This window comes from Nonomuraea sp. KM88, assembly GCF_052245635.1.
GTDB lineage: Bacteria > Actinomycetota > Actinomycetes > Streptosporangiales > Streptosporangiaceae > Nonomuraea.
Window position 1 is genome coordinate 381,710 of record NZ_JBQQCC010000003.1, and the last position, 15,876, is coordinate 397,585.

The following is a 15,876-nucleotide window of genomic DNA, read 5'->3' on the forward strand; positions in this document are numbered from 1 at the left end:
TCTCTATCCCAAACTCTGCGCGAGGCCCGTGTCATTCCCGCTTGGGCGCACCTGTATGCGGCAGAGATGACGATTTTTCGCCGGCCCCGCCCGGCGGGCGGCTCGCCGGGCGCGCTGCGCGAGCGTTCCGGCGCAACCCTGGCACCTCGATAGGGTTTGCCCATGGACCGTGACGGGGTCGAGCGCCTGCTCCGAGAGGCCGGGGCCGACAGCAGGCGGCTGAGGCACGCGCTGACGCTGGTGTGCGACGGCCAGTGGTGGAGGCTCGCCGGCCTGGTCCGCGAGACCGCCACGTCGAGGCGCGCCATCGAGGCGCTGCTCCGCGAGCTGCCCCTGGAGCGATCCGGCGACGCCTTCCGCGTGCCGCTCACCAGGACCCCCGCCTACCAGGACCTCTTCGCCGTCGCACCGCCACCGGAGGACCCGGTCGCCCACCTGCTCCCCCACTACTCCGACGCGCTCGACCGCCTGAGCGACCTCATCGCCGGCGCCCCGCGCGCCCGCCACGTCCTCGACCACGTCGCCGCCACGCCCGAGACCGTGCTGCGGCGGGCACTGCTGCTCGGCGCCCGCTTCTGGCTGCCGGGCACGCGCCTGCTGTGCGTGGGCGACCACGACCTGACCTCGCTGGCCGTCAAGCTCGTCCACCCTGAGACCGAGGTCACGGTGGCCGACATCGACGAGCGCATCCTGGCCTACATCGACGCCCAGGAGCTCGGCGTCCGCACCCGCTGGGCCGACCTGCGGCTCGGCCTGCCCGCCTCGGCCAGGGGCCACGACCTGGCGCTCACCGACCCGCCGTACACACCGGAGGGCGTCGGCCTGTTCGTGGCTCGCGCCGTGGAGGGGCTGAAGGACGACGGGCGGGTGCTGCTGGCCTACGGCGCCGGCGAGCGCATGCCCATGCTGGCGTTCAAGGTCCAGCAGGCGCTGGCCGACCTCAACCTCGCCTACGAAGCCATCTACCCCGACTTCAACCGCTATTTCGGCGCGGAGGCCATCGGCTCGGCGGCCGACCTGTACATCCTCCGGCCCACCAGCAAGACCCGCCCGGCCGTGACGTCCCGCCTGAGCCGCCAGTCCACCGCCATCTACACCCAAGGCCCACAAGCTGTAGAAAACGCCCACAAGGGCATCTCAGCCCCAGAGAGGGGCATTTCGGGCTTCGAGCCCGACCTGCTGGTGGGCGAATGGCCCAAGGAGCTCACCCAACCACGGGTCAAGGTGTCGACCTGGCTCGCCAAGCCGTACGCGGCCGCCTCCGACCGCGTGGCCGTCGCCCTGCCGCCCGGCCTGGAGGCAGCGCTCCCCCGCCTGCTCCTGGCGACGCGCGCCTCTCACGTACGCGTCCTGGGCGCCGGTCTGCCGCCCCTGCCCGGCGTGCTGTCCGCCGTCTACACGTCGAGCACCGGCGAGGACATGCTCGACGCCGTGCGCCTCCCGCAGCCCGGCGACCCGGCGGCCCGCGTGCTGCGCAGGATCCTGGACAACGGTCACGCCAAGCTGGCCAACACGTGGCGCGAGGCCCTCATCGCGGCGGCCCGGGAGCAGGGCGCCACGCTCACCAAGAACGACGCCAGGGCCCTCATCCGCGAGGCGGCCCCCTGGGCGGAAGACCTGACCCCGCTGGAGGCGCCGCTGCACCGCCTGTCCAGCCTCCCCGAGGCGGTGTCCGCAACCGTCACGTCCCTGACCTCGACCTCCCCCACCCCGACGTCCCCCGGCGCCGCCTCCTGACCGGCTTTCCCAGCGCTCAGCCTCCCCCGGCGCCACTTCCCGCAGACCAGTACACGTACCTGGCGCCGCTCGCCGCGCTGACCGGGGCCGGGCGCCGCTCCCGGCCCAGGCCCCGCCTTCCCTGGCCCCGCTTTCCCTGGCCCCGCTTTCCCTGGCCCCGCCTCCCCGACACCACGTCGTCCAGGCCCGTCACCCCGGCCGTCTCTCCCAGCGCCTCCCCCGGCACCATCTTCTTCGGACCCCACCGATCGCCCGCGCGCAGGTCCGTACCGGCCAGAGGGCCGGCACCCGCCACCCGGACACGCGCGGCATCCCTGTCCGGCGCCCGCCGGACACCATCGGGCTCGCACCCACCGGCTGAGCCCGCGGCTTCCAGGGTCGCCAGGCGACAGCACGGCGTCCTGCCGGAGGCGGAGCGCCGAACCGTCCGCCCTGAGCCGAGACCGGCCCCATCCGAAGTGCGGCTACGTACCCAGATTCGGCACCGGACCGAGTCGGCGCCGTTTCGAGGTCAGGTGGCGTCGACGACGCGGTCCTGGACGACACGGCCCAAGCCGTCGAGTGCCACCAGCGCCGCGAGGAGTTCCTGCGCGGGCGCGGTGCCGCCGACCCAGCTCACCGTCACGTAGTGGCCCATGGCACGCACCTGCGCGCGACTGCCGGCGGCCTCGAAGGCGATGCCCTGGCGTACGAACCCGTCCTTGCCCAGGGCCGACACCAGCGCGTCGGAGGCTCGCCCGTCACCCATGTTGAAGATGACGAACTGGCCCGCGGTCAGGTTGCCCCTGTAGACGCCCTGGAGCGCCTGCGTGCAGCCGGAGGCCGACGCCCCCCACAGGACCTCGTCGCAGTCGCTGAACTGCTGGGTGCTCTCCAGCCGCATGGCCCCCAGGGTCTTGACCGCGGAGGTGAAGACCTCCTGCCGGGTGAGCGGGGCGGCGTCGTTCTTGCGGTCGTCGATGGCCGCGTAGAAGGCGGAAGTGGGCTCGGCGTGGAAGGCCGACGGGCGGGGTTCGTCGCGGCGCAACCACCACCAGCCGCCCGCGGCGACGGCCATCAGGGCGGCGATCACCACGGGGATGAGGAGACGACGTGACATCAGGCCAACGGCCCTGTGAGCGAGACGACCCTGCGGTAGACGGGCTTCTCCGCGCCGCGCAACGCCAAGGTCAGGGAGACGAAGTCGTCCTTGGCGGTCGGTTCTGCGCCGTCGGTTCTGCCGAGCCAGACAAGGCCGACATAGTGCCCCAGCGCGTAGCCGCCCGCCTCGGAGTAGCCCCCCGAGGGGAAGGACGCCTTGGAGGAGGGCAGGGGGATCGTCCACCCGCCCCGATAGTCGGTCTTCAACGACTCCACCAGGGCGGCGGCCGACTTGCCGTCCTTCAGGTTGAGTAGCGTGTACTGGCCGACATAGCGGCCGTCGGAGCTGACGTACAGGCCACGGGCGGCCTGGCTGCATCCGGCGTCGGAGACCTGTTCCACCACGGTCTCCCCCCACAGAGCCGCCGCACAGTCGGCGTCGAGTTGCTTGGCGACCAGCTTGAGCTTGAGCTTCTTGGTGACGGAGAGCTGTTTGTGGCCGAACATTTCCTTCTTCGTCAGCGCGCGCTTGTCCTTGGTCCTGTCGGTCAGCGGGGCGAACAGTTTGGGCGAGCTCCAGCCGTGGAAGATCCGCGGCAACGTCGAGCCGGGCGCGACCACGGCGGCACTCGTTCGCTGCTGAGGCGTGTACTCGCCGATGGAGCCCACGGCGAACACCAGCCCCGTGCCACCGGCCAGCACGCCCACGACCGCGGCGATGATCACGAGCAACCGCTGCTGATCAGGACGCAGGCCCCAGGCGGTGAGCAGCGGGAACTGCCAGTCGGACGGAGGCGTACGCCGCCGCTTGCGCGAGGGCGTGCCCGCCCTCCGCCCCACGGCCGCGGCCTCGCCCGTGCCACCGTCCTCCTGCAGCGGCCACCCGGCGCTGCCCCGCAGCTTGACCCTGCCCCCGGAGCGCTCGGCACGGCCACTTGCCCGCCTGCCGCCTTCCGACGTACCGGCCTCGCGCTGCCCGGTGCCACCTCCGTCTTCCGGCCAGGCCGCACCGCCCTGACCATCGGATCGCCCGGCACCGCCCCTGCCATCGGACCATCCGGTCTCCCCGCCTACAGGCCGCCCAGCGCCCCGCCGATCCTCCGGCCGGCCACCCTCCCCAGCGCCGCCGGACCGCCCCAGACCCCTACGGCCGGTCCGACCCGCATCCTCAGGCCCGCCGGACCGGCCCACACCCCTACGGCCTTCCTGCCAGCCGACATCCTCAGCACCGCCGGACCGCCCACCATCCCTACGGCCCCCGGTGCGGCCGGTCCCCTCGCCACCGGGCCGGCCGGGACCGCGACCGTCTTCGCGGAACCAGCCGGCACCGCCGCCTTCTGGTCCGGGCTGCCCGGTGCCGCCGTGGAAGCTCCCGCCCGCCGGCTCTGCGCCGAACGGCCCGGTGCTGGTGCCGGATCCGAAGGGACCGGTGCCCGGATCGCCTGAGAGTGGGTCGGCGGCGGCCCGGCGGGCCGACCTGCGCCCTCCACGCGTACGGGCCGACCGGCCGCCGTCGCCCTCCCCGCTCGCCGTAGCGGGCCAACCGCCGCCGGATCGGCCCCCGGTCCGGTCATCACCGTCCGCTGACCGGCCACGGGAGCTCGTGCCATCGACGTCGGGGGGCACCTGCTGCCTGCGGCCACGTACGCGCGCCCTCCGGCCGCCACGGGAGCCCGCGGACCGGTCCGCGCCGTCCGCGTGCGCGCCCTCGACCCCCGAGAACGGCCCCTGGCCTTGCGCACCCGCCGCAGGCCAGCCGTCACCACGACCCTCCGCCGCAGGCCACTCACCACTACGCTCGCCCGCGGCGTGCTGGCCGCCGCCCTGGGGGTCGGATGCGGGGCGGGCACCGTCGTGAGGGCTTCGTGAGGGGTTGCCGGAACCGGGCGCGGCTCTTCTGCGGGCCATCACAGCACCGCCGCCCCGATCAGGTTGCCCAGCGCGAACGTGACCGCGGCGGCCACCCCGCCCACCACGAGCTGCCGCACCCCGGAATACCACCAGTTACGGGCGGTCACCGTCGAGACGAGCGCGCCCGCCGCGAACAGGGCCACGCAGGAGATCACCGCCGACACCGTCAGGCTCCGCATCCCGACGAGATACGGCAGCAGCGGCAGCACCGCCCCCAGGCTGAACGACAGGAACGACGACACCGCGGCCAGCGACGGCGACGGCAGGTCGCCGGGGGCCACGCCGAGCTCGTTACGGGTGTGAACCTCCAGCGCCTGCTCGGGGTTCTGCGAGATCTGCAGGGCGACCTCGGCCGCCAGTTCCGGGGACACGCCCTTCTCGACGAACGTCTGCGCCAGCTCGACGCGTTCGTCGTCGGGGTGACGGGCGAGCTCGCGGCGTTCGACGGCGATCTCAGCCTGGGCCAGCTCGCGCTGGCTCGCCACCGAGACGTATTCGCCACCCGCCATGGACAGCGCGCCCGCGGCGAGCCCGGCGACACCGGCGAGGGAGATGACCTTGGTGTCGGCGGTGCCGCCCGCGACACCCGCGATCAGCGCGAAGTTCGACACCAGACCATCCATCGCCCCGAACACCGATGGCCGCAACCAGCCTCCGGTGACGTCGCGGTGCTGGTGGTGCGCCTCCGCGCGACCGCTCATCGCGAGTTCTTCCCCTTCGTCGCGGCCTCACCCTCGGGGATCTCCGCCGGCTCGCCGGGCGCCGGATCATCGCCCTTCGGCCCGCGATCGTCCTCGCCGCCGTCGGCCGCGTCGGCCCCCGCCGCATCGGCCCCGGCCGCGTCGCTCCGGGCCGCGTCCGCCCCGGGCGCGTCGTCCCCCGCCGCGTCGTTCCGGGCCGCGTCGTCCCCGGCCGCGTCGTCCCCCGCCAGGGAGGTCTCGTCGGAGGGCGTCGCCGCTTCCGCGCCGGGCTCACCCGGCGTGCCGCCGCCGGACCCATCCGCCAGCGGGTCAGCAGCGTCGCCCGACGACGCCGGGGAAGGGGCGTCGGGCGAGCCTGGGTCGGCCTGGCCGGACACGTGCGCCGGGTCCGGAAGCTCGGACAGGGGCACGACGATCTCTTCGCTGTCCTTCTTCCTCATCGCCCAGAGGTAGACCAGCGCGCCCGCGAACAGCACGATCGACGTCCACTGGTTGATCCGGAGCCCGAGGAAGGTCACCGCGTGGTCGACCCCGCCGACCGGGTCGATGCGCAGGCCCTCGATCCAGAACCTGCCGAGGGTGTAGCCGGCGACGTAGAGGGCGAACAGCCGGCCATGGTGCAACATGAACCGCCGCCCGGCGAACAGCAGCGCGAAGCCGAGCGCGATGTCCCAGACCGACTCGTACAGGAACGTCGGGTGGTAGAGGACCCCGGGCTCTCCCCCGTGGGCGGCGTCGATCTCCAGGCCCCACGGCAGCGTGGTCGGCGAGCCGTACAGCTCCTGGTTGAACCAGTTGCCCCAGCGGCCGATGCCCTGGGCGAAGGCGATGCCGGGGGCGACCGTGTCGGCGACGGCGCCCATGGAGATGCCGCGCTTGCGCACGGACCACCAGACGCCGACGCCGCCGAGCGCGACCGCGCCCCAGATGCCGAGACCGCCCTCCCAGATGAACAGCGCCTGGATGGGCTCCTTGATCGCGCGGCTGCCGAAATAGGTCTGCCAGTCGGTGATGACGTGGTAGAGGCGACCGCCGATCAGACCGAAGATGACCGCGGGAACCGCGATATCGATGATCGTCCCCTGCTGGCCTCCACGAGCGCGCCAACGCCGCTCGCTCAGCCAGACGGCGACGATGACGCCGAGCACGATGCAGAGCGCATAAGCCCGGATCGGGATGATTCCGAGATACCAGACCCCTTGGGAAGGGCTGGGAATCGAGGCAAGGGGCATGTCACGTGAGGGTAGCGGAAGCGCGGCTACTTGGCCGCCTTCGTAATCTCTTCGCGCAACTCTCGTGGGCTGAAGAGTACCCCGTTGTCTATTTCTATGCCGTTCAGTTTCACGGTCGGCGTATGGTCGAGCTTCTGCTCATCGCTGACCTTCTTGCTGTACGACAGCTGCGCCTGGGCGTGCTTGCCCGAGGTGACGCACTGCTCGAACCCCGGCGACGTGACCCCGGCGTCCTTGCCCCACTGCACGAGCTGCTCGGGCTTGAAACCGGGTTCGGTCTCCGGCGGCTGGTTCTCGAAGAGCAGGTCGTGGAAGGCCATCCACTGCTTGCCGTCGGCCACGCAGCGGGAGGCACTGCCCGCGCGTACGGAATTGGACTTGGTCGGCTCCTGCGAGAAGATCGTGATGGGGTGGTAGACCACCTTCGCCAGACCCTCGGCGGCGAGGTTCTTGAACGTCTGCCCGCTGACCCGCTCGAGCTCCTTGCAGGCGGGGCACTGGAAGTCCTCATAGATGTCGACCACGGGCGCGGTGACACCCTGCGTGGCCATCACGGCGGCGCCGTCGGGCTGCACCGTGATGGGTGCGAGCGCGCCGGAGGCCTCCTCCGACTGAGAGGTGCTGGCCGCATACCACCAGCCGGCTCCGACCGCGGCCACCGCCACCACTCCGGCGGTCACGTAGGTCACGATCTTCCTGCGCCGCTCCTGGGCCCGAGCGGCGGCCTGCTGTTCCTTGATCTTGTCACGCGCTGACTTCGACATGGTCTTCGTCCGCTGCCCCTTGCTCATCCTTCGTCCTCCACATCACGAGTATCGCCCCCCAGGCCGAGTGCTCCGTCGAGAGCGAAACGGCCCGGCGGGAAACGCGTGATCCAGGCGCCGAGAAGCACGAGGCCGAAGTCACGCAGGATGTCGAGCAGGTAGGTGGGCTCCTGCCCCTTTCCCAACTGGCCGCCGCCGCCGAAGCAGCCGCAGTCGATCCGCAGGCCGTTCGCCCAGGCCCAGGCGATGCCGAAGACGAACGCGAACATGAGCAGCCCCGCGACCACCGCGGCCACCCTGGTCAGCAGACCGACGACCAGCAGCACGCCGACCACGATCTCCAGCATCGGCAGGGCGTAGCCCACCGGGACGGCGATCGACTCGGGCAGCAACTGGTAAGCCTTGACCGCCACCACGGAGTCCGTCGGGTTGCCGATCTTGAGCGCACCCGCCGCGATCAGCACTCCGCCCAGGACCAGCCGGGCGACGACCGTCACCCAGGGTATCGCTGACGTAGCTCGATGTGACGGTTGTGACGCGACCACGGGCCATCTCCTCTTTCCCTGTGCCGAGATGGGCACAGTACCGGGTTCCCATCCGATCACGTTCACGATAAGCGTCGGCTAAGCCGCTTCCTCGTTCAGGCTCTCCGAGTTGCGCGTTTTACTTGGATGAGTTAAAAATTACTCATGCAAGTAAGACGGGAGGATTCGGTGACGAGCTCCGCGCGGCGCGCACAGATCGTCGCCGCGACCATCGCCACGATCGCCGAGCTCGGCTATCGGCAGGCGTCCTTCTCCAGGATCGCCGAGCGGGCCGGGCTCAGCAGCACCCGGCTGATCTCCTACCACTTCGACAGCAAGGACGAGCTGATCGGCAAGGCGATCGGCACGATCTACAGCGAGCTGGGGGCGTTCATGACCGCGCGGGTGAGCACCGCGACCACGCCGGGCGCCGCGCTCGAGACCTACATCCGGTCGCTGGTGGAGTACATCGCCGGTCACCGCGCCGAGATGCGCGCCGCCACGGAGATCTTCCTCAACTTCAGGCCGGAAGGCGGTTCTGCGGCACAGGACGCGGCCACCGACCTGTCGGTGCTGGCCCACGTCGAGCGCATTCTCGTCCGGGGCCAGGAGAGCGGCGAGTTCGGCGCGTTCAACACTCGCGTGATGGCGATGGCGATCCAGCGGGCGCTCGACGGGCTGCCGTTCCTGCTGGAGGCCGACCCGAACGCCGATCTGGCGGAATATGCCGACGAGCTGGCCGGGCTGTTCGCCAGGGCTGTGCGGCCGTGAGCCCCGGAGCAGGGGCTGCTCACCCTGGCGGTGGACGTGCCTGCCGGCCGGTGTCAGCGGCGCACGCCCTTGGCCATGTCTTTCGCGAGGACGGCGATCGACTCCCGGCCCGCTGCCTCGTCGGGGGCGTCGAGCATGCGGCGGATGAACGCCGACCCGACGATGACGCCGTCGGCGTAGGCCGCCACCTCGGCCGCCTGATCGCCGGTGCCGACCCCCAGGCCCACGCACACCGGCAGGTCGGTGTGGGCGCGGGTGCGCTGCACGAGGCCCTCGGCGGCGACGTTGACGCTCTCTCTGGCGCCCGTGACGCCCATGAGCGAGGCCGCGTAGACGAAACCCGTGCAGCAGTCGACGACGGCCTTGATGCGCTGCTCCGTCGAGCTGGGCGCCACCAGGAACACGGTGTCGATGCCGGCGCCCGCCGAGGCGGCCCGCCACGGCTCCGACTCCTCGGGCGTCAGGTCGGGCGTGATCGTGCCCGCGCCGCCCGCGTTGGCCAGGTCGCGGGCGAAGCGCTCGGCGCCGTACTTGTCGATGGGGTTCCAGTAGGTCATGACGAGCGTGGCGGCACCGGTCGCGGCGACCCCCTCGACCGTGCGCATCACGTCGGCGATGCGCGTGCCGTTGACCAGTGACCTGTGCACGGCGTCCTGGATGGTGGGCCCGTCCATGAGCGGGTCGGAGTAGGGGAGGCCGATCTCGATGACGTCGCAGCCGGCCTCCACCAGGGTCGTGGCGGCGGCGATGGCGCCGTCCTTGGACGGGAAGCCCGCCGGCAGGTAGCCGACGAGCGCGGCCCGGTTGTCCGCCTTCGCCTTGGCGAAAACCGTCTGAAGAGTCGTCATGTCTGTCCGTTTCGAAGGTCGAGTCTCACCATGATGCCCTGCCGCGCGCCCCGCCCAGAATCCTCCGCGCCGACGAAGGCCCTGGGTGTCGCGGGAGGCGGCGCGGCGAGCGGCCCGGCGCAGGCCGTCAGCGGCCCGCGTGGTCCCGGCGGCCCCGGCCTCTCAGCGGTCTCGAAGGTCTCCGAGGGCTCGGAGGTCCCGAGGCCTCGGCGGGTCTCAGAGGTTGAAGTATTTCATCGCCGTGCCCATGTCCTTGTCTCCGCGGCCGGAGAGGTTGACCAGGATGGTGGCCTCCGGGCCGAGCTCGCGGCCGAGCTCCAGCGCGCCCGCCAGGGCGTGGGAGGACTCGATGGCGGGGATGATGCCCTCGGTCCTGGCCAGCAGGGAGAACGCGGCCATCGCCTGGTCGTCGGTGACGCCGTGGTAGGTCGCGCGGCCGGAGTCTCTCAGCCAGGCGTGCTCGGGACCGACGCCCGGATAGTCGAGCCCGGCGGAGATCGAGTGGGACTCGATGGTCTGGCCCTCGTCGTCCTGCAGGACGTAGGTGCGCGCGCCGTGCAGCACTCCGACCGAGCCCGCGGTGAGGGTGAGCGCGTGCTCGCCGCTCTCCAGGCCGCGACCGGCGGCTTCGTAGCCGTGCAGTTGCACGCCCTCGTCGCCGATGAACGCGTGGAAGGCGCCGATCGCGTTGCTGCCGCCGCCGACCGCGGCGCACACCGCGTCGGGCAGCCGGCCGGTCAGCTCGAGGATCTGGCGGCGGGCCTCCACGCCGATGATGCGGGCGAAGTCGCGCACGATCTCGGGGAACGGGTGCGGGCCCGCGACCGTGCCGAAGAGGTAGTGGGTGGTGTCGACGTTGGTCACCCAGTCGCGGAACGCCTCGTTGATGGCGTCCTTCAGCGTCTGCGAGCCGTTGGTCACCGGCACCACGGTCGCGCCGAGCAGCTTCATCCTGGCGACGTTGAGTGCCTGGCGCTCGCAGTCGACCGCGCCCATGTAGATGACGCACTCCAGGCCGAGCAGGGCCGCGGCGGTCGCCGTGGCCACGCCGTGCTGGCCCGCGCCGGTCTCGGCGATCACCCGCTTCTTGCCCAGCCGCTTGGTCAGCAGCGCCTGGCCCAGCACATTGTTGATCTTGTGGGCGCCGGTGTGGGTGAGGTCCTCCCGCTTGAGCACGACCCGGGCGCCACCGGCCTGCTCGCTGAAGCGCGGCACGTCGGTCAGCGTGGTCGGCCGGCCGGCGTAGGTGCGCAGCAGGTGGTCGAACTCGCGCAGGAACTGCGCGTCGTTCTTGGCCTTCTCGTAGACCGCGGCCACCTCGTCGAGCGCCGGGATGAGGGCCTCCGGCACATATCTGCCGCCGAAGATGCCGAACTTGCCGTGCACGTCGGGATCGTCGCCGTGCGCGCCGTTGCCCGCCAGGTCGGCGGCGGTCAGGATGGAACCTTCGTGTGCCACTGCTATCCCTCTGCTGAGTGGTCGGGGCGCGTCGACGGATGAGCGCCGGCCGTCACCAGCGCCTCCACGGCCTTGCGCGGGTCCTTGCCGGTGACCAGGCTCTCCCCCACCAGGACGGCGTCGGCGCCACCTCTAGCGTAAGCGAGCAGGTCATGCGGGCCACGCACACCCGACTCGGCGATTTTGATCACATTATCGGGGATCTTCGGCGCCAGCTTCGCGAACACGTCGCGATCGACCTCGAGTGTCTTCAGATTGCGGGCGTTGACCCCGATGACCCGGGCCCCAGCGGCGACCGCCCGCTCGAGCTCGTCCTCGGTGTGCACCTCGACCAGCGGGGTGAGCCCGATCGACTCGGCCCGCTCGATCAGCGACACCAGCGCCTCCTGCTCCAGGCAGACGACCATCAGCAGCGCCAGGTCGGCGCCGTAGGCCCTGGCCTCCCACAACTGGTAGGAGGTGAGGATGAAGTCCTTGCGCAGGATCGGGATGTCGACCCTGGTGCGGACCGCGGCCAGGTCGTCGAGGCTGCCCCCGAACTTGCGGCGCTCGGTCAGCACGCTGATGACGTGGGCGCCGCCCGCTTCGTAGTCGGCGGCCAGCGCCGCCGGGTCGGCGATCGCGGCGAGCGCGCCCTTGGACGGGCTGGACCGCTTGACCTCGGCGATCACCGAGATCCTGTCACCCCCGAGCGCGGCCATCGCGTCTCTGGCCGGCCGGGCCCGCTCGGCTCGTTGCTTGAGCTCGTCCATGGACACGGCCTGCTGGCGTGCGGCGAGGTCGGCGCGCACCCCGTCGAGGATGCCGTCGAGGACACTCGGCCCTTCCGTCCGCTCACTCACGCGCTTGGGGTCCCTCCGGTCGACAGTGGGGGTGGCGGAGAGTTCGCCTCGCGTACGCTCTCCGCCTTGTCCTGCGATGGTATCGGCCCCAGCGGGGGCACCTCACCACCGGCCCTGCCTAGGGGGCGAGGAACGCGCCGACAGGCAGATTACGGACGACCCAGTAGACCATGACGACCCCGATGAAGGCCCACAGCCACGCCGGATGCGCCAGCGTCGTGCGTCTGGGCCGGCCCTGCCAGGCACGCAGCACCCATCGCCCCCACCAGAACAGCAGGAACGGGATCATGGCCACGGCGAGCGGGTTGAGCCCCAGCGCGGCGACCGGGTCGAGATGCGCGAGGGCGTGCATGGTGCGCATGGTGCCGCAGCCTGGGCAGTAGAGGCCGGTGAGCCACAGGAACGGGCACGTCGGATAGTGGCCGGGTTCGTTGGGGTCGACCACGCCGACGAAGGCGAACGCGGCGCCCACGCCCGCCGCAACACCGAGCGGCGCGAGCAGGCGCCTCGCGCGACCCGTGTCACGCCGCCCGGCTGTTGCGATGCTCATGCTTTCAGTATCCGCCTTCCAGCGCGCTGCCCGCCGTCACGCCGGCTCAGTACGTCGAGTACGAGTACGTGGACACGCTCGCGGCCAGGATGAAGAAGATCACGATGTACGCGATGATGCCGAGGACGATGCCGATGGCACCGAAGATCAGGCTGCGCTTCCACCACGTCTTGGCCTCTTCCGCGGCCTGCATCGCACCCTGGTAGTCGCCGACCTGCCACTTCGAGTTGACCTGCGACGACTTGACGAGCGCCACGATGCCGAGCGGCAGGCAGCAGAACAGGGTGGTGAGGATGGCCGGGACGAGCTGGTTGTCGGGCGGGTTGCCACCGCCGCCGTAGCCACCGCCGGGGGGCTGGCCGTAACCGCCGTCGCCGTAGCCGCCGCCGCTCGGGGGCTGCTGACCGTAGCCACCCCCGTAACCTCCGCCGCTGGGCGGCTGCTGGCCGTAGCCACCACCGCTCGGCGGCTGCTGGCCATAGCCACCGCCATAGCCTCCGCCGCTGGGCGGCTGCTGGCCGTAGCCACCACCGCTCGGCGGCTGCTGGCCGTAACCACCACCGCTTGGAGGCTGCTGGCCATAGCCACCGCCACCGCTGGGAGGCTGCTGGCCGTAGCCGCCGCCGGGCGGTTGGGCACCGTAGCCACCGTCGCCCTGGTTTCCGTAACTCATGCTAATGACCCCTCATGTCGTCATCTCGAGTCCAGTTCGCGCGGCAGCCTAGCGAGAAACCATCTTCTACGTGGATCAACGTCGATTTTGCGGACAATTCGTAATCGGACCGCAAGCACGTCGTCACGGTCCGGCTACACGTGCAGCGGGCGACCTACTGGTACTCCACCGTGCTGCTGGCGGTGCTGGCGAACCCGATGAGGGAAAGGAGCATACCGCCGAAGATCAGCCAGCACAGGAGCCAGATCACCACCGTGATGTACGACGTGACGAGGCCGCCGATGGCCATGCCCGAGCCCTCCTCTCCGGTGCGCTTGATCCGGCTGAGCGCGACATGCCCGAGGATGACGCCGGGGATGCTGGTGAGGCCGCAGAAGACCAGGCCGATGATGCCGAGGACGAGCGAGGCCACCGCCATCCCGTTGGTGGACCTGGGCTGCTGGTAGCCGTAGCCCTGCTGCGGGTAGCCCCCGTAGCTCGGAGGTTGCTGGGCGTAACCGCCGCCGTAGCTCGGCGGCTGCTGGCCGTAGCCGTAGGGCTGGTCCCCGTAGCTCGGCGGCTGCTGGCCGTAGCCACCCCCGCTCGGCGGCTGCTGGCCGTAGCCTCCCCCGGGAGGCTGTGCGCCATAACCTCCGCTACCGCCCTGATCCCCGTAGCTCATGAGCCGGCTCCCTCAACGTCCGTGGCGAGTTGCAACGGCAGCTTATTGAGGAAACGTTTGCCGGGCGCACACAGGTTCAGAACAGTGGAGGTTTCGTAACCGTCACCGGCTCAGCGGTCGTCGGTCGGGTCGTCTCCGCGGTCGAGCGCGTCCCACAGCGTCCTGTCGTGGGCCCGCGCCGAGGGGGCGCCCGCCGTGCGGTCGTAGCGGGCGGACATGCCCGCCCACCGGCCGCCGCGCACGACCGCCAGCACGCCCCCGGCCATCACCAGGACCGCTCCGACGACCGTCACGGCGGGCCAGAGCGGCGCGATCTCCCAGGACAGCCCGGTGGCGCCGGACAACACGTTCTCCTCGCGCAGGCGCGCGGTCACGGTGCCACCCGACAGCGCCGCCCACGTCGCCGCGGCGGCGCCGGCCCCGCACAGGGCGAGCAGCACCCCGACGGCCCGGCGGCCCGCGCCCTTGGTGGCCAGCACCGCCACCACGCCGGCCAGCCCGGCCAGCGCCACGGGGGTCAGCACGGGGCTCAGCCCGCCGCCGCTCGGCGCCTCGCCGTCTCCCAGGACCGTCACCCATGCCTGGCCCGCGCCCCACAACACGAGCACGCAGCCCAGGGCCGTCATGACCACCCAGCCCCACAACTCCCCGCGCCGGGAAGTCCGCGCTTCGGGCTCCATCCGCTCTCCTAGCTCGGCGCGAGCTCTAGCGGGTCGGCGTCGAAGCAGGTGCGATCACCCGTGTGGCACGCCCCGTCGACCTGGTCGACCTTGACCAGGATGGTGTCGCCGTCACAGTCGAGCGCCACGGACTTGACCTGCTGGACATGGCCGGAGGTGGCGCCCTTGACCCAGAGCTCCGCCCGGCTGCGGGACCAGTAGGTGGCCCTGCCGGTGGTGAGCGTCCGATGCAGCGCCTCGTCGTTCATCCAGGCCAGCATGAGCACCTCGCCGGTGTCGTACTGCTGCGCGATCGCGGGGACCAGGCCGTCGGGATTGCGCTTCAACCGTGCGGCGATCTTGGCGTCGAGGGACATGCAGCCCATTCAACCAGCTCGTGCCCCCGCCCCCGCCACCGGCGCGAGCCTCAGGCCAGGGCTTGGGGAAGGGTGTCGTAGATGGGGAAGAGCGGGGCCAGGTTGGTCCTGCGCAGCCGCCGGAGCACCTGCCCGGGGGGTGCGACCAGAGCCATCGTGCCGTCCCTGTCGCGCAGCGTGGCGAGCGCGCGCACCAGGACGCCCAGCCCTGTCGTGTCGATGAAGCCCAGGCCGGTCAGATCGACGACCAGTCGGGGGACGTGCTCCGCCACGGCTTCATCGAGACATTTCCTGACTTCGGAAACGTTGTCGACGTCGACCTCCCCCGCCAGGCTCACCACCACAAGATCTCCGTGTCGGCATCGCGTCATCTCCAGCACATCCGCGCCCATGCTCCTCATGACCCCTCCCGTGGGCGGCCCCGCCGAAAAGGTACACCTGCCCGCGACGCGTCACGGTGGGTTTTACCGAGAATGCGGTACGTGATGGCGCGGAGCGGAGTAATTTCGGTTTCCCGAGCCTGCCGTGGGAGGGCCGTCGTGGTGCACGTCGTAGGCTCCGCTCCCCGTTCCCACCGGGTCTTCCCCGGGCCGGCCTGGGCGGTCAGGTCCGTCGTCGTCCTGCGGGTGCGCGGTGGATAGGCAGATGCTCCGCGTCAGCTTCGCGCGGGGGCAGATCACGGGGCTGCGCAGGACCGTGACCGAGCACGCCGCCGGCGAGGGACTGGCAGGCGGGCGGCTCGAGGACTTCGTGCTGGCGGTCAACGAGGTCGCCACCAACGCGGTGGTGCACGGCGGAGGCCACGGGCGATTGCGGCTGTGGACGCGGGACGGGCGCCTGTGGTGCGAGGTCGCCGACGACGGCCCCGGGCTGCCACCCGGGTGGATGGGCGACACGCGGCCGCCCAGGGGGTACGACTTCCGGGGTCGGGGCCTGTGGCTGACCCGCATGGTGTGCGAGCACCTCGTGATCGTGTCAGGGCCACGTGGCACGACCGTGACGTTCGCCTCGGCGAAACCGTGACCAGGAGCGCCTCCCGGGGCCCGGTGGACGGCACGGTGGACGGCACGGTGGACGGCACGGTGGAC

At 71.3% G+C, this 15,876-nt stretch carries 18 protein-coding genes; 3 read left to right on the plus strand and 15 right to left on the minus strand.

Features of this window, described 5'->3' with window-relative positions; all coding sequences use genetic code 11:
- Nucleotides 1-162: 162 nt before the first annotated feature.
- The gene (locus ACTWPV_RS11310; protein ID WP_443151707.1) at nt 163-1,737 is read left to right on the plus strand and encodes a bis-aminopropyl spermidine synthase family protein; all 1,575 of its coding nucleotides are present in this window, start codon (nt 163-165) and stop codon (nt 1,735-1,737) included.
- A gap of 511 nt (nt 1,738-2,248) precedes the next feature.
- Here ACTWPV_RS11310 and ACTWPV_RS11315 read toward each other — a convergent pair.
- From ACTWPV_RS11315 to ACTWPV_RS11340, 6 genes are all read right to left on the minus strand, one after another.
- Nucleotides 2,249-2,836: a hypothetical protein gene (locus ACTWPV_RS11315; protein ID WP_443151708.1), complete on the minus strand. Its 588-nt coding sequence runs from the start codon at nt 2,834-2,836 to the stop codon at nt 2,249-2,251.
- The gene (locus ACTWPV_RS11320; RefSeq protein ID WP_443151709.1) at nt 2,836-3,657 is read right to left on the minus strand and encodes a hypothetical protein; all 822 of its coding nucleotides are present in this window, start codon (nt 3,655-3,657) and stop codon (nt 2,836-2,838) included. Before ACTWPV_RS11320 ends, ACTWPV_RS11315 begins: the two co-directional genes overlap by 1 nt.
- A gap of 1,067 nt (nt 3,658-4,724) precedes the next feature.
- Nucleotides 4,725-5,429, minus strand: coding sequence for a VIT1/CCC1 transporter family protein (locus ACTWPV_RS11325; protein ID WP_443151710.1), 705 nt, complete (start codon nt 5,427-5,429; stop codon nt 4,725-4,727).
- On the minus strand, nt 5,426-6,661 hold the full coding sequence (gene lgt / locus ACTWPV_RS11330; RefSeq protein ID WP_443151711.1) for a prolipoprotein diacylglyceryl transferase: 1,236 nt from the start codon (nt 6,659-6,661) through the stop codon (nt 5,426-5,428). Before lgt ends, ACTWPV_RS11325 begins: the two co-directional genes overlap by 4 nt.
- A 26-nt stretch (nt 6,662-6,687) precedes the next feature.
- A complete protein-coding gene (locus ACTWPV_RS11335; protein ID WP_443151712.1) occupies nt 6,688-7,452 on the minus strand; it encodes a DsbA family protein in 765 nt (254 codons plus the stop codon).
- Nucleotides 7,449-7,922 carry a MauE/DoxX family redox-associated membrane protein gene (locus ACTWPV_RS11340; protein ID WP_132600894.1) on the minus strand — a complete coding sequence of 158 codons (474 nt, stop codon included), beginning with the start codon at nt 7,920-7,922 and terminating at the stop codon, nt 7,449-7,451. The genes ACTWPV_RS11335 and ACTWPV_RS11340 overlap by 4 nt, the downstream gene beginning before the upstream one ends.
- 216 nt (nt 7,923-8,138) lie before the next feature.
- Between ACTWPV_RS11340 and ACTWPV_RS11345 the strand changes: the two genes are divergently transcribed.
- Nucleotides 8,139-8,720 carry a TetR/AcrR family transcriptional regulator gene (locus ACTWPV_RS11345; RefSeq protein WP_443151713.1) on the plus strand — a complete coding sequence of 194 codons (582 nt, stop codon included), beginning with the start codon at nt 8,139-8,141 and terminating at the stop codon, nt 8,718-8,720.
- Between the two features lie 53 nt (nt 8,721-8,773).
- Here the strand turns inward: ACTWPV_RS11345 and trpA are convergent, their stop codons facing one another.
- From trpA to ACTWPV_RS11390, 9 genes are all read right to left on the minus strand, one after another.
- Nucleotides 8,774-9,568 (minus strand): tryptophan synthase subunit alpha, encoded by a 795-nt coding sequence (trpA, locus tag ACTWPV_RS11350; protein ID WP_347642798.1) that lies wholly within the window; start codon nt 9,566-9,568, stop codon nt 8,774-8,776.
- Nucleotides 9,569-9,784: 216 nt separating this feature from the next.
- Complete coding sequence (trpB, locus tag ACTWPV_RS11355) at nt 9,785-10,990, minus strand: tryptophan synthase subunit beta (protein WP_347621659.1); 1,206 nt, start codon at nt 10,988-10,990, stop codon at nt 9,785-9,787.
- Nucleotides 10,991-11,028: 38 nt separating this feature from the next.
- Entirely contained in the window at nt 11,029-11,868 is an 840-nt protein-coding gene (gene trpC / locus ACTWPV_RS11360) for an indole-3-glycerol phosphate synthase TrpC (protein WP_347642797.1), read from the minus strand.
- 118 nt (nt 11,869-11,986) lie between these two features.
- Nucleotides 11,987-12,418, minus strand: a complete 432-nt coding sequence (locus ACTWPV_RS11365) for a DUF2752 domain-containing protein (protein ID WP_347621498.1) — start codon at nt 12,416-12,418, stop codon at nt 11,987-11,989.
- Between the two features lie 46 nt (nt 12,419-12,464).
- Nucleotides 12,465-13,091: a CD225/dispanin family protein gene (locus ACTWPV_RS11370; protein WP_443151714.1), complete on the minus strand. Its 627-nt coding sequence runs from the start codon at nt 13,089-13,091 to the stop codon at nt 12,465-12,467.
- Between the two features lie 154 nt (nt 13,092-13,245).
- Complete coding sequence (locus ACTWPV_RS11375; RefSeq protein ID WP_443151715.1) at nt 13,246-13,752, minus strand: DUF4190 domain-containing protein; 507 nt, start codon at nt 13,750-13,752, stop codon at nt 13,246-13,248.
- A gap of 110 nt (nt 13,753-13,862) precedes the next feature.
- A complete protein-coding gene (locus ACTWPV_RS11380) occupies nt 13,863-14,432 on the minus strand; it encodes a Trp biosynthesis-associated membrane protein (RefSeq protein WP_443151716.1) in 570 nt (189 codons plus the stop codon).
- Nucleotides 14,433-14,440: 8 nt separating this feature from the next.
- Nucleotides 14,441-14,788, minus strand: a complete 348-nt coding sequence (hisI, locus tag ACTWPV_RS11385) for a phosphoribosyl-AMP cyclohydrolase (protein ID WP_347642793.1) — start codon at nt 14,786-14,788, stop codon at nt 14,441-14,443.
- A 50-nt stretch (nt 14,789-14,838) separates the two neighbouring features.
- The gene (locus ACTWPV_RS11390; protein ID WP_443151717.1) at nt 14,839-15,189 is read right to left on the minus strand and encodes an STAS domain-containing protein; all 351 of its coding nucleotides are present in this window, start codon (nt 15,187-15,189) and stop codon (nt 14,839-14,841) included.
- A gap of 244 nt (nt 15,190-15,433) precedes the next feature.
- Between ACTWPV_RS11390 and ACTWPV_RS11395 the strand changes: the two genes are divergently transcribed.
- Nucleotides 15,434-15,811 (plus strand): ATP-binding protein, encoded by a 378-nt coding sequence (locus tag ACTWPV_RS11395; RefSeq protein ID WP_443151718.1) that lies wholly within the window; start codon nt 15,434-15,436, stop codon nt 15,809-15,811.
- Nucleotides 15,812-15,876 lie beyond the last annotated feature (65 nt).